This window comes from Brevundimonas sp. FG128 (assembly GCF_057809775.1).
The window spans coordinates 301,782-314,556 of the sequence record NZ_JBMDKP010000001.1; the positions used below are offsets into that span (position 1 = coordinate 301,782).

General features: G+C 68.3%; 13 protein-coding genes. 8 read left to right on the forward strand and 5 right to left on the reverse strand.

Annotated elements, in window-relative coordinates; all coding sequences use genetic code 11:
• The first annotated feature begins 19 nt into the window (after positions 1-19).
• From ACODSC_RS01525 to lpxC, 5 genes are all read left to right on the forward strand, one after another.
• Positions 20-961 carry a D-alanine--D-alanine ligase gene (locus tag ACODSC_RS01525; RefSeq protein ID WP_488811160.1) on the forward strand — a complete coding sequence of 314 codons (942 nt, stop codon included), beginning with the start codon at positions 20-22 and terminating at the stop codon, positions 959-961.
• Positions 949-1,836: a cell division protein FtsQ/DivIB gene (locus ACODSC_RS01530; protein ID WP_488811162.1), complete on the forward strand. Its 888-nt coding sequence runs from the start codon at positions 949-951 to the stop codon at positions 1,834-1,836. Before ACODSC_RS01525 ends, ACODSC_RS01530 begins: the two co-directional genes overlap by 13 nt.
• A gap of 13 nt (positions 1,837-1,849) precedes the next feature.
• Positions 1,850-3,184: a cell division protein FtsA gene (ftsA, locus tag ACODSC_RS01535; RefSeq protein ID WP_488811164.1), complete on the forward strand. Its 1,335-nt coding sequence runs from the start codon at positions 1,850-1,852 to the stop codon at positions 3,182-3,184.
• A 194-nt stretch (positions 3,185-3,378) separates the two neighbouring features.
• Positions 3,379-4,968: a cell division protein FtsZ gene (gene ftsZ, locus ACODSC_RS01540; protein WP_488811166.1), complete on the forward strand. Its 1,590-nt coding sequence runs from the start codon at positions 3,379-3,381 to the stop codon at positions 4,966-4,968.
• A 186-nt stretch (positions 4,969-5,154) separates the two neighbouring features.
• Positions 5,155-6,054, forward strand: a complete 900-nt coding sequence (lpxC, locus tag ACODSC_RS01545; RefSeq protein WP_488812126.1) for a UDP-3-O-acyl-N-acetylglucosamine deacetylase — start codon at positions 5,155-5,157, stop codon at positions 6,052-6,054.
• Between the two features lie 196 nt (positions 6,055-6,250).
• Here the strand turns inward: lpxC and pgeF are convergent, their stop codons facing one another.
• Genes pgeF through lgt form a run of 3 tightly spaced genes read right to left on the reverse strand, consistent with a single transcriptional unit; the run spans position 6,251 to position 8,986 of the window.
• The gene (gene pgeF, locus ACODSC_RS01550; protein WP_488811168.1) at positions 6,251-7,021 is read right to left on the reverse strand and encodes a peptidoglycan editing factor PgeF; all 771 of its coding nucleotides are present in this window, start codon (positions 7,019-7,021) and stop codon (positions 6,251-6,253) included.
• A gap of 13 nt (positions 7,022-7,034) precedes the next feature.
• Positions 7,035-8,120, reverse strand: coding sequence for a class I SAM-dependent methyltransferase (locus ACODSC_RS01555; RefSeq protein ID WP_488811170.1), 1,086 nt, complete (start codon positions 8,118-8,120; stop codon positions 7,035-7,037).
• Positions 8,117-8,986: a prolipoprotein diacylglyceryl transferase gene (gene lgt / locus ACODSC_RS01560; RefSeq protein WP_488811172.1), complete on the reverse strand. Its 870-nt coding sequence runs from the start codon at positions 8,984-8,986 to the stop codon at positions 8,117-8,119. Before lgt ends, ACODSC_RS01555 begins: the two co-directional genes overlap by 4 nt.
• Positions 8,987-9,159: 173 nt before the next feature.
• On the opposite strand from lgt, the gene ACODSC_RS01565 reads away from it, so the two are divergent.
• The 3 genes from ACODSC_RS01565 to ACODSC_RS01575 all read left to right on the forward strand — a co-directional run bounded on the left by ACODSC_RS01565 (position 9,160) and on the right by ACODSC_RS01575 (position 10,848).
• Positions 9,160-9,459, forward strand: a complete 300-nt coding sequence (locus ACODSC_RS01565) for an accessory factor UbiK family protein (RefSeq protein WP_488811174.1) — start codon at positions 9,160-9,162, stop codon at positions 9,457-9,459.
• 76 nt (positions 9,460-9,535) lie between these two features.
• A complete protein-coding gene (locus ACODSC_RS01570) occupies positions 9,536-10,039 on the forward strand; it encodes a type III secretion system chaperone family protein (RefSeq protein WP_488811176.1) in 504 nt (167 codons plus the stop codon).
• A gap of 17 nt (positions 10,040-10,056) precedes the next feature.
• Entirely contained in the window at positions 10,057-10,848 is a 792-nt protein-coding gene (locus ACODSC_RS01575; protein WP_488811178.1) for a pyrroline-5-carboxylate reductase family protein, read from the forward strand.
• On the opposite strand, the gene ACODSC_RS01580 is transcribed toward ACODSC_RS01575, so the two are convergent.
• Together ACODSC_RS01580 and ACODSC_RS01585 are read right to left on the reverse strand one after the other, a co-directional pair.
• Positions 10,842-11,318, reverse strand: coding sequence for a hypothetical protein (locus ACODSC_RS01580; protein ID WP_488811180.1), 477 nt, complete (start codon positions 11,316-11,318; stop codon positions 10,842-10,844). The genes ACODSC_RS01575 and ACODSC_RS01580 overlap by 7 nt on opposite strands.
• 89 nt (positions 11,319-11,407) lie before the next feature.
• Positions 11,408-12,775, reverse strand: coding sequence for a sensor histidine kinase (locus ACODSC_RS01585; protein WP_488811182.1), 1,368 nt, complete (start codon positions 12,773-12,775; stop codon positions 11,408-11,410).

Consider the following 12,775-nt stretch of genomic DNA (forward strand, 5'->3'; position numbering starts at 1 on the left):
GGCCGCAATCGGAGACGTCATGGCCCGCGCTTTCACAGACCTTCATGTCGCCGTCCTGATGGGCGGCCTTTCCGCCGAGCGGGAGGTGTCCCTATCGTCCGGCGAGCAGTGCGCCCAGGCGCTGGAGCGGCAGGGCGTGCGCGTCAGTCGCGTGGACGCCGGGCGCGACCTGGCCAATGTGCTGTCCGGCCTGATCAAGCCCGATGTGGTGCTGAACTGCCTGCACGGCGCCTGGGGCGAGGACGGCTGCGTTCAGGGCGTGCTGGAGACGCTGCGGATTCCCTATACCCATTCCGGCGTGCTGGCCTCGGCTTTGGCGATGGACAAGGACAAGTCCAAGGCCGTGTTGCGCGCGGCGGGCATCAAGGTGCCGGGCGGCGGCCTGTATGACCGCCACGAGGTCGCCAGCCGCCACGTCATCGACCCGCCCTATGTGGTCAAGCCGAACGCGGAAGGCTCATCCGTCGGCGTCTTCCTGGTGCGCGAGGGCGCTAATCGGCCGGTGGCCGAAGTCGGCGAGCCGGGCTGGACCTATGGCGAACAGGTCGTGGTCGAACCCTATATCGCCGGCAAGGAACTGTGCGTCACTGTGCTGGGCGAACCGGCCGGGCCGCGCGCCCTGACGGTGACAGACATCACCCCGACCAAGGGTTTCTACGACTACGAGGCCAAATACGCGCCGGGCGGGTCTGTTCACGTCCTGCCTGCTGTCCTGCCGGCCGCTGTGTTCGAAAAGGCCCTGCGCCAGGCCGAGGCCGCGCATCTCGCCATGGGGTGCCGGGGCGTGTCACGATCCGACTTCCGTTATGACGATGTTAAGGACGATCTGGTCCTGTTGGAGGTCAATACTCAGCCCGGTATGACCCCGACTTCGCTCGCTCCCGAGCAGGCCGCCTTCACCGGGATGAGCTACGACGATCTGGTTCGGTGGATGGTGGAGGACGCCTCATGCCCGCGGTAGTTCGCGGCGGTCGGCGACAGAGTTCTAATCAGGCTCCCCAACGCGGCGCGGCTCCCAAGGGCGGAGGTCGGTCGCGTGGCGGGGCCAAGAACGCGTCCGCCATTCCCGGCAAGATGGCCGCCATCGGCCGTGTCGATATTTCGCCCCGCACCGCCGTGATCGCCCTGGGCGCCGGCGCGCTGTTGCTGGTCGGGGTTCTGGCCACGGGGGCGCGCGCCGAGCGGATCGGCGCCTCGGTCTCGCACGGGGTCGATAATCTGACGGCCGGCATGGGGCTGACGCTGAAGCGGGTGCACATCACCGGCGCCTCGCCCGAGGCCGAGCCGGCGATCCAGCAGGCGCTGGGTCTCTACTCCGGCCAGCCGATCACCAGCCTGGATCTGGACGCGATTCGCACGCGGGTTCAGGGCGTGGGCTGGGTCAAGGAGGCGCGCGTGGTGCGCCTGTTGCCCGACACCCTGATCGTCGAGGTCAAGGAACACGACCGCCTCGCCGTCTGGCAGGAGGCCGGCCAGATCAAGGTCATCGATGCGCGCGGTCAGGTCATCGACGGGGCCGATGCGCGCCGATATCCGACCCTGCCGCTGGTCGTGGGCAAGGGCGCCGATGTCGCGGCCGGCGAGATCCTGCCGCTGCTGGCCCAGCGTCCCCGCCTGATGGGGATGGTGGACGCCCTGGTGCGCGTGGACGAGCGCCGCTGGGATCTGCGTCTGAAGGACGGCAGCCTGATCCAGCTGCCCGCCACCGAACAGGAGGCGGCCCTGATCCGCCTCGATGCGCTGGATCAGCGCGAACGCCTGCTCGACCTGGGCTTCGCCCGGGTCGATCTCAGAACCCCGGACGAGGTCGCGGTGCGACCTGCCGGCGACGCCTAGGAACGCCAAGATCATGACCAAGCAACGCGGAGCGGCGAACGATCAGGGTCGGGGCATGGATCCTCGCGCCGGTCGCGCGCCCGTGATCGCCGCGTTGGATATCGGCCAGTCCAAGGTCTCGTGCTTCATCATGAAGCCCGACGGCGTGCGCCACGCCGACCGCACCATCCGCGTCGCGGGCGCAAGCCATGTCCAGTCCAAGGGCGTGAAGGGCGGAGCGATCATCAATATGGACGAGGCCGCCCAGGCCATCGGCCACGCCGTCGAACGCGCCGAGCGCGCGGCCCAGAGCCCGGTCTCCGGCGTCGTCGTCACGACCGCCATCGGCCAGATGGCCAGCCACCGGGTGCAGGCGCGGGTGTCCCTGGGCGCCAATCCGGTCGGGGACGCCGACCTGGCGCGCGCCATCGGCATGGCGCTCGCGCAGATCCGTCTGCCCAACCGCCGCCCGATCCACGTCCTGCCCATCGCCTGGTCGGTGGACGGCGCGCGAGGAGTGCATGATCCGCGTTCGATGCGCGGCGGCTCGCTGGGGCTCGACCTGCTGGTTGTGTCCATGGCCGAGAACGTCTTCACGACCCTGAGCCATTGCCTGGAGCTAGCGCACCTGGACCTACAGGGCGTGGCCGCCGCGCCCGTCGTGTCGTCTCTGGCTGCGCTGGAAGAAGACGAAATGGACCTGGGCGCCGTCTGCATCGACATGGGCGGTGGCTCGACCAGCGCCGCCGTATGGGGCGGGCGCAGCTTGCTGCATATCGAAAGCCTGAATGTCGGCGGCGATCACGTCACCTCCGACATCGCGCGGGGCCTGTCCACGTCCAAGGCAGGCGCCGAGCGTCTGAAGACCCTGCACGGCTCGGCCATGGCCAGCGCGAACGAGGACCGCGAGATGCTGGAGGCCCCGCCGCGCGGCGAGGACGCCTCGGCCGGCCCGGTCATCGTCCCGCGCGCCATGCTGAAGACCGTCATCGCCCCTCGCGTCGAGGAAACCCTCGAACTGCTGCGCGACCGGCTGAAGAACGCCGGCGTAGGCCTCGAGCCCGGCGCAGGCCTCGTTTTGACCGGCGGCGCCAGCCAACTGAACGGCGTGCGCGAACTGGCGGTGCGGGTGTTCGACCGCCCCGTCCGCCTCGGAAAACCTCAACGGGCGCCGCATTTGGCCGACGCCGCGTCTGGTCCCGCCTTCTGCGCCACCGCCGGCGTCCTGCTCCGCGCCGCCTATGGTCCGCGGGAGGCGGTCTCGGCCCGCAAGCTGATGGCGCGGCAGATCACGGCTGCGGACGCACCACGAATCCACCATGGCAATGTGGTCGGGCGCGTGGCGGGGTGGTTGCGGGATAACTTGTAAGGCTTGGTGGATACGTCTGCATATTTCTGCGGCCACGCTGGAATAAGGGCCTTCACTTAGGTCCGACTCACATTATCGCCCTAACCTTCTCTTAACCTTCATGGGTGCAATCCTTAACGCGCTCATAACCAAAGCGATTCGGCGGGGGCGATCGGTTGGTTGGAAGGGGCGGGTCAGCAGGTCGGAAAACAGAAATGTCGCTCTCATTGGTCAAGCCGCAACACACTGAACTGAAGCCCCGCATCGTCGTGTTCGGCGTCGGCGGCGCCGGCGGCAACGCCGTGAACAACATGATCGACGCCGGCCTCGAAGGGGTCGAGTTCGTCGTGGCCAACACCGATGCGCAACACCTCAGCTTCGCCAAGACGGATCGCCGCATCCAGCTGGGCGAGACGATCACCCAGGGCCTGGGAGCCGGCGCCCACCCCGAAGTCGGCATGAACGCCGCCGAGGAATCCGCCGACGAAATCCATCAGCACCTCGAAGGTGCGCACATGGTCTTCATCACCTGCGGCATGGGCGGCGGCACCGGCACCGGCGCGGCCCCCGTCATCGCCAAATGCGCGCGTGATCGCGGCATCCTGACCGTCGGCGTCGTGACCAAGCCCTTCACCTTCGAAGGGCGTCACCGCATGCGCCTGGCCGACGCGGGCGTCGCCGAGCTGCAGCGCTATGTCGACACCCTGATCGTCATTCCCAACCAGAACCTGTTCCGCGTCGCCAACGAACGCACCACCTTCGCCGACGCCTTTGGCATGGCCGACCAGGTGCTGCACTCGGGCGTGCGTTCGATCACCGACCTGATGATCCTGCCCGGCCTGATCAATCTGGACTTCGCCGACGTCCGCGCCGTCATGTCCGAAATGGGCAAGGCGATGATGGGCACGGGCGAGGCCTCTGGCGACGACCGGGCGCTGCTGGCCGCCCAGAACGCCATCGCCAACCCGCTGCTGGACGAGACGTCGCTGAAGGGCGCCAAGGCCGTGCTGGTGAACATCACCGGCGGTCTGGACATGACCCTGCTGGAAGTCGACGAGGCCGCCAACGCCATCTCGGCCGAGGTGGACGGCGACGCCAACATCATCTTCGGCGCGGCCTTCGATCCGGCCCTGGACGGCAAGATCCGCGTCTCGGTGGTCGCCACCGGCATGGACGAAGGCGAGATCAAGCGTATCGAGCCCATCGCCCCGCCGGCCGCCAGCGCGCCGCTGGCCGGACATGACGCCCGCCGCTCGGCCGGCGGCCTGTACGGCGCCCAGCCGTCGCGGGCGCCGGAACCGTCGCGCGATACTTACCGCGAGCCGGTCCGAGCGGAAGCGCCGCGTGCGCCCCAGCCCCGCATCGAGGCGGCGCCGGTCGTGCCGACCTTTCAGGCCCCTGCCGCCCGCGAGCCGGAACCTCGCCCCGAGCCGGTGATCCGCGTCGCCGAACAGCAACCACGCGCCCTGGACCCCATCGTCGATCCCTGGGTCGAGGAATATGAGACCCGCGCCCCCGTCGCGCCGAGAGCCGCGCCGCAGGGCGATCTCTACGCCGAACGCGCCGCGCCCGCGCCGGCGCAGCCGCCGGTCGAGGAGGCCTACGACGATCGCGATCACCGTCGCAGCGGCTGGAGCCTGTTCGGTCGCGGCAAGCGCACCCAGCCGCATCCTGAGTCCAGCTATGCGCCGCAACCCACGCACACGCGCGGTGTGGCCCAGCCGGTTCAGCAGCCGGAACCGGAGGCGGGACAGGCCGATGACGACCTGGAAATCCCATCCTTTCTCCGCCGTCTGGCCAACTAAACAACCCAAGTGACGATGGAACGCCCCGGAGCCCGGCTCCGGGGCGTTCTTCATTTCAGGCGGTGTCCCAGAGCGAAACAATCCGAAACCGGACTTTGATTTCGTCCTTGCGGCATGCCCGCTAAAGGGAATGCGGGGCGTAATCCGCATGCGATGCGGCGCGCATAACGAACAGCGAGTTTGAGTTTGTCGGTCAGGAACGACCATCACGAACGCACCATCGTCGCGCCGGCCATCATCGCCGGCGTCGGGGTGCACACCGGCCGCCGTGTTCGGCTGGCGGTTCGGCCTGCGCCCTCGGGCACGGGCATCGTCTTCGTGCGCACCGACATCACCGATCGCGACAACCGTATTCCGGTGTCTGGCGAGGCCGTCGTCGACGCCCGCCTGAACACCATGATCGAGAACGGCGCGGGCGTTCGCCTGTCGACCATCGAACACCTGATGGCCGCCTTCGCCGCGCTGGGCGTGTCGAACGCCGTTGTCGAGGTGGATGGGCCGGAGCTGCCGATCCTGGACGGGTCGGCGCTGCAGTTCGTGCGCTTGCTGGACCGGGCGGGGTTCCGTCCGCAACCGACGCCGCAACGCTATATCGAGATTTTGGAGACGGTCCACGTCACCGAGGGCGACAAGCACGCGGCCCTGCTGCCGTGCGACCGTTACGAAATGCGGTTCGAGATCGACTTCCCGTCGGCGGTGATCGGCAATCAGGTCATCGACTTCGTCGTGGACGAGCCGACCTTCCGCAAGGACATCATGGCCTGCCGCACCTTCGGCTTCGCCCATGAGGTCGAGGCCTTGCGTCAGGCGGGCCTGGCGCGCGGCGGCTCGCTGGAGAACGCCGTGGTCATCGACGGCGACGACATCCTGAACCCCGGCGGTCTGCGCATGGAGCGCGAGTTCGTGCGTCACAAGGCCCTGGATGCGATCGGCGACCTGTATGTTCTGGGCGCGCCGCTGCTGGGCCGTTATGAGGGCTATAAGGCGGGTCACGCACTGAACAACCGTCTGGTGCGGGCACTGATGGCTGCGCCGCATGCGTGGCGCGAAGTGACGCGGGTGCCGGAGTTGGCTCGCGCGGGCTGAGGGCGGGCAACGCTTTCTGCGCCCCTACAGTCGCGCACTTTTTGAATCCACCACCCCTATTAAATCGTCATCCTAGGCCTTGTGCCTAGGATCCATAGACTCGCTCGAAGATGGTGCGCACTGCCGCCGACACCGGGATTCTGGATCCTAGGCACAAGGCCTAGGATGACGGCTTAGAAGGGGCGCGAGGCTTTGGTCAGACCCCGATCACGCTGATCAACCGTCCGAAATCCGGCTCGCCGTGCTGGAAGGCGCGCCGGTTGGAGAAGAAGCGCTCCGCGTCCGCACAGGTGTCGTGGCCGGTCCAGACGGCCTGGCCGACGCCGGCTTGCTGGAGGCGCCACAGGACGAAGCCGGGCAGGTCGAACTGGCGTTTGTCGTCGGTCTCGCCGGGCTGGAAGAAGCGGTCGGCGCCGGGATCGTGGTGGGTGAAGCGGTCCTCGAAATCGACGCCGACCTCATAGCTGGCGGGGGCGATGCACGGGCCGACCACGGCCAGGGTGCGGCGGGGATCGGCGCCCAGGGCCTGCATGGCAACGACGGCGGAATGGATCACGCCGCCTAGAGCGCCCTTCCAGCCGGCGTGGACGGCGGCGACGATACGGGTCTCGGGATCGGCCAACAGCACGGGCGCGCAGTCGGCCGTCAGGACCGAACACAGCAGACCAGGCTCGGCCGAGACGACGGCGTCGCCTTCGGGCCTGTCGCCATGCCAGGGGCCCTCGGCGACGCGGGCGACGGCGGAATGGATCTGGTAGCAGCCGTTCAAATGGTCGGCGTCGGCATTGAAATGGGCGGCGACGCGGCGGCGATTCTCGGCGACGGCGGCGGGATCGTCCTGTGAGCCGACGCCTGCGTTCAGGCCGTCGTAGATGCCGGTCGATACCCCGCCCGCGCGGGTGAAGAAGCCGTGGGCGATGCCGGCGGCGGTCAGAAGCGGGTGGGTGATGGGGGCCAGATCGCTCATGCCCCCACCTATATCAGGCGTCCCAGCCGGGCACGACCAGGGATCGGGGCGCAAAGATCGCGGCGGTCTTGAACAGGGTTCCCATCTGGTCGTCGCCGGTCAGGCGGTCGAGCTGGCGTGCGATGACGGCGGCGGCTGCGGGCCGGCTGGTCGTTAGGGCCTCTGCGCGGGCCTGGATGCCCAGCAGGCGCAGGAACTCGCCCTGGGACAGGCAGCCGGTGACGTCGGCGCCGGTGCGGACGGCGGCCTCCATGACCAGGGGGAAGTCGGCCCATTGAGTCAGGTCGGCTTCGCCCGGCGTCGATAGAGGATCGACCTTCTGGTGACGACGCAGGGCCTGGAGGGTGTCTCCGGCCTCGGGCCGGGCGCGGCCGTAGTCGATCAGCAGGGCGGCGCCCGAGGCGGCCTTCATCAACAGGCCCAGGTCGCGGCCGAAGAGGGCCTGCTGTTCCGAGATTTCCAGGATGCCGCCCGGCGCGATATTGAAGTCCGGCTTGTGGAAGCCGCCGGAGATGGCGGTCAGGCCGAAAATCAGGTCGCCGTCGTCGGAGACGCCGATGCGGCGTTCGGCCCAGCCGCCGTCCGTGCGGACGAACTGGCGCGCGGGCATGCAGTCCAGCACCTCGTTGGCGATCAGAATGACGGGGGCGTCGGTCTCGATCCGCGTCAGGTCGCGCACCCAGCGGGGCGACAGGTCGGCGCCGGCCAGGGCCTTGGCCTGAAGATCGCGCAAGGGGGCGCTGGGTTCGATCAGGATGAGGTCGCAGGCTTCGAGGAAGCCAGGAACCAGGCGGGCGGCGCGCAGGGCGTCGCTCATCAGTGTGCCGTCGCCGGGGCCGACCTCGACCAAGCGGAAGCGTTCGGGCGCGCCCAGCCGGTTCCAGGTCTCGACCGCCCACAGGCCGATCAGCTCGCCGAACATCTGGCTGACCAGGGGGGCGGTAATGAAGTCGCCGCGCGCGCCTAAGTCGGGACGCGAGGCATAGTAGCCGCCCTTGGGATCGTGCAAGCAGCGGGTGACGTAGTCGGCGACCGTCATCGGCCCCGTCAAGGCGATCTCGCGCGCCAGACGGGTCTTCAGGGTTTCGACATGGCTCATGCTGCGACGGGGGGCCGTTTCCAGGCGCGCCAGATCAGCCAGGCGCCGATCAGGATCATCGGGATCGACAGCATCATCCCCATGGTCAGGCCCAGTGGGAAATCGGGCATTCCGAAGTCGGGCTCACGCACGTTCTCCAGTGCGGCGCGGCACACCCCGTAACCGACCAGGAACAGGCCGGTGATGTAGCCCGGCTTCTTCAGCAGATCGAACTTCCAGATGCCCAGGGAGAGAATGGACAGCAGGACGATCCCCTCCAGCCCGGCTTCGTAAAGCTGGCTGGGGTGGCGGGGCGCATCGCCGGCGGGGCAGAAGCCGTACATCTGTTCGATACGGGCGTTGCAGAACCGGATGGCCCAGGGGACGGTCGTCTCGCGGCCCCACAGCTCGCCATTGATGAAGTTGGCCAGGCGGCCGAACATCAGGCCGATGGGCACGACGGGCGCGATCAGATCGCCCAGCCGCAGCATGTCGATCTTCTGGGCGCGGGAATAGAGGACGATGGCGAGGGCCACGCCCAGGAAGCCGCCGTGGAAGCTCATGCCGCCGGTCCAGAGCTGGAACAGTTCGAACCGTTCGCCCAGGGTCTGGCCCGTGAACAGCTGGCCGTACATGACCGGCTTGTAGAAGAGGGCGTAGCCCAACCGTCCGCCCAGGATGATGCCGAGCACGATCCAAAGCACCAGATCGTCCAGCTGGGTGGTGTTGATCGGCGGCTTGCCCGGCGCCCACAGACGCTGGGTCTTGACCAGACGAGCGGCGTACCACCAACCCAGCACGATGCCGGCGATATAGGCCAGGGCGTACCAGCGGATCGGAAGCGGTCCGAGGTGGATCAGAACCGGATCGAATTCGGGAAAGGGCAAGGGGCGTTCCTGTGCAGGCCTGTCTCTGAAGGCGGTTTAGCAAGCGTCGCCGCCTGCGTCGCCTGTGAAGAAGGATCACGACGCCTTGATGGCGCCTGCGAAGCAGCAGAAAGAAAGGTTTCGTTCACCATATTCGGTGAGCATCCGTTAACGACGTTGAGGTCGGAGCCGCCATGCAGACCCGCAATCCCATCCTGGACGAGTTCGCCAAACTGACCACGGGCGCCATGGGTCTGGCCCAGGCGGCGGGCGAAGAGGCCAAGACCGCCTGGCGCGCTCAGACCGACCGGATCGCCGCCGAGATGGACCTGGTCCGCCGCGACGAATTCGATGTTCTGAAGGACGAGATCGCCGCACTGCGGGCGGAGATCGCTGAGCTCAAGGCGGCGAAAAAACCCGCTGCAAAGCCCGCCGGCAAGCCTGTCGGGGGAACGTCCACAGATGGAACTCAACCCGGGGACGCAGCCGGTTGAGCCGAATCTGCGAACAGGCTTACCGTTCTGTTAACGACCGTGATTCTCACGGGCGCAGCTCGAATCGAGAGACTTGATGGACATCGCCCGGCCAGAGGAAATGGACGTGCCTTTCGACCCGCTCGAGGTCGTGGAGCATGTCCTGACGGCCGAGAACCTCCCGTTCGACCGCACGGACGACGGCGATCTGGCCTTTGCGCTGGCCGGCGACTGGAAGGACTACGAGCTGTGGTTCGCCTGGCGTCCTGAGGGCGATTGCCTTCAGCTGTGCTGCGCCCTGGACCTGAAGGTCGCCAAGAGCCGCAAGACGGCCGCCTATGAGCTGGTCGGCCTGATCAACCAGCGCACCTGGATGGGCCATTTCGAGGTCTGGGCCGAGGACGGGGAAATCGTCTTCCGCCATTCGCTGGCCCTGCCCATGGGCGAGCGCCCGACCCTGGCCCAGGCGGCGTCGATGATCGATGCGGCGATCGAGGCGGCGGATCGCTATTACCCCGCCTTCGACTTCATGGTGCGCGGGAACAAGAAACCACAAGAGGCGATCGACGCCTGCCTGTTCGAGACCGTCGGCACAGCCTGATGCCAAGCGCGGCGTCTATGTCCGGCCCTGTCGTCCTAGTGGGCTGCGGCCGGCTGGGGTCCGCCATTCTGGAAGGCTGGTTACTGACTGGGACGGTGGCGCCGGCCGATCTGATCATCCTGAGCCCCTCCGAGAAACCGGCCGCCGAGGCGGCGCGGGCCGGGGGCGCGCGGATCAATCCGCCGCTGGGGGCGCTGACCGAGGCGGCGGTGGTCGTGCTGGCGGTCAAGCCGGCGATGTGGCGCGAGGTGATGACGCCGCTGGCGCCCTTCCTGAACGGTCAGGCCGTGATCCTGTCGGTGATGGCGGGCTTGACGGCGCTGACCCTGGCGGAGGGGATCGGCGGCTGGCCGATCGTGCGGGTCATGCCGACGACGGGCGTGTCGCGTGGACGCGGCGTGGCCTCGGTCTGGTCAGCGGATGCGCGGGCGCGGGCGCTGGGTCGGGCCCTGTTCGAGCCGATGGCCGAGACGGTCGATCTGGCCGATGAGGCGCTGATGGATGCGGCGACGGCGGTGGCCGGGTCGGGGGCGGCCTATTTCTACGCCTTCACCGAAGCCTTGGCCCGCGCAGGCGAGGCGGCCGGGCTGGACGCGGCGACGGCTGACGTCCTGGCGCGGGCCACCCTGCGCTCGGCAGCGGATTCGATGGGCGATGACGGGCTTGAAGCCCTGATCGGCCGGATCGCCTCGCCCGGCGGCTCGACCCGCGCCGGGCTTGACGCCTTGGCGAAGGACGGCCGCCTGACGGCGATGCTGGACGAGACGGTCGCGGCGGCGGTGAGGCGCAACCGCGAGATGGGTCAGTAGCGACCCTGTTCGATCCGGTCGCCGAAGCGTTCGAAGGCGCGGTCGGCGTCGTGCCAGATGCCGAAGCCCCACACGTCGCGCAGGGTGGGCGAATAGTAGGAGAACTCGACCGGCCGGGTCTGACCGTCGGCCGTGACGATCTCACCCTTGATGGTGGCGCCGCCGATGGAGATGCTGCGGATCGGATCCAGGCCCGGCGTCTGGCGAACCTGTTCCATGGTCGGGCGGTTGGGCTTCAGATCGACCAGGACCAGATTGGCCGTGGCGCCGGGATAGCGTTGCTCCAGCGCCTTGCCGACCTCGGACTGAAGGCTGGCGATTTGTTCGTTGACCGCGCGGTCGCCCAGTTTCTGGACCTGACGCTGAAGTTCCGGGCCGACCGTGACGTTCACGGCGGGATTTTGCGCCTGGGCCATGGCGGCGACGGCGAGCGTCGCGGCCAGGGGGGCGAAGAAGGCAAGTTTACGCATCGAATTCATCTCCAAGCCCTGTCGAGTCCAAGATGACCACGCCGGCGCGGTTCCGCTAGGCCCCGACACCGGAATTGCGCGCAAAGGGGTCAGGCGCTCTCGACGAGCGTGACATGTCCCGGCACGCGGATGATCGCCTTCAGCCCGCCCATGTCGCTGCGGTCCAGGGTCACGTCGCCGCCGTGGCCGCGCGCCACGTCACGGGCGATGGCCAGGCCCAGGCCGACGCCCTTGCGGTTCTGATTGCGGGATTCGTCCAGGCGGGAAAAGGGCCGGAAGGCTTCGTCGTACATGGCCTCAGGGATGCCGGGGCCGTCGTCCTCGACCGCAATTTCCAGCCCGCCGGACGCCAGGGCGCGGGCGGTCAGCCGCACGTGTTCGCCATGGGAGGCGGCGTTGCCGGCCAGGTTCACCAGGGCGCGCTTGAAGGCGAGGGGGCGGACCGACGCGGTCAAACCCTCGGGCGCGGAAACCTGGACCTCAGCGCCAGCGCGCCGGGCGTCCTCTCCGGCCGCCTTCAGCAGATCGGAAATCGAGACCGGCTTGGGCGGTTCGCCGGCCTCGCCGCGGGCGAAATCGAGATATTCGTCGATCATATGCTCCATCTCGTCCAGATCGCCGCGCATGGCGGCCTGGCGCTTGAACGGCGGGGCCAGGGCCAGTTCCAGACGAAGACGGGTCAGGGGCGTGCGCAGGTCGTGGCTAACCGAGGCGAGCAGGGCGGTGCGCTGGTCGATGTGGCGCTGGATGCGGTCGCGCATGGCCATGAAGGCGACGGCGGCGGCGCGGACCTCGCGCGCGCCATGCGGCTTGAACCGGGGCACGGTCTCGCCGCGCCCGAAGGCCTCGGCCGCATCGGCCAGCCGTTCGATGGCGCGCACCTGATTGCGGATGAACAGGATGGCGACGCCCATCAGCAGGACCGTCGCCACCGCCAGCCAAAGGACGAAGATATGGGCCTGGGTCGCCACGGCGCGTTCGCGCGGAGCGATGATGCGCAAAACCCCCTGCGGTTCCTGCACCTGGATGTCGACATAGGCGGGGTAGCGGGTGGTGTCGAACCAGTAGGGCCGGTCCAGACGCGCGCTCAGCGCCCTGTCCAGCACGCGGTCCACCACGCCGATCGCGCCGCGCCGTTCCTCGGTCGGCAGGGTGCGGCCGTCCTGGAGCACGATGGACAGGGACATCGACCGTTCGGCGCGGTTGGCCAGCTTGTCGAGGTTGGCCGGACTGGGGTCGTCCTCATAGCTTTCAACAGCCCAGGCGATGTCGCCGGCCAGACCCTCGGACAGGCGCGCGGTCACCGTCTGCCAATGGGCGTCGAAGAAGACCCAGGTCACCGCCATCTGCATGACCAGGACCGGCAGGACGATGATCAGCAGCGACCGCCCCCACAGCGAGGTCGGCAGGCGCCGCTTCAGGAACCGCGGCCACAGATAGGCGGGCAGCAGCCGCAT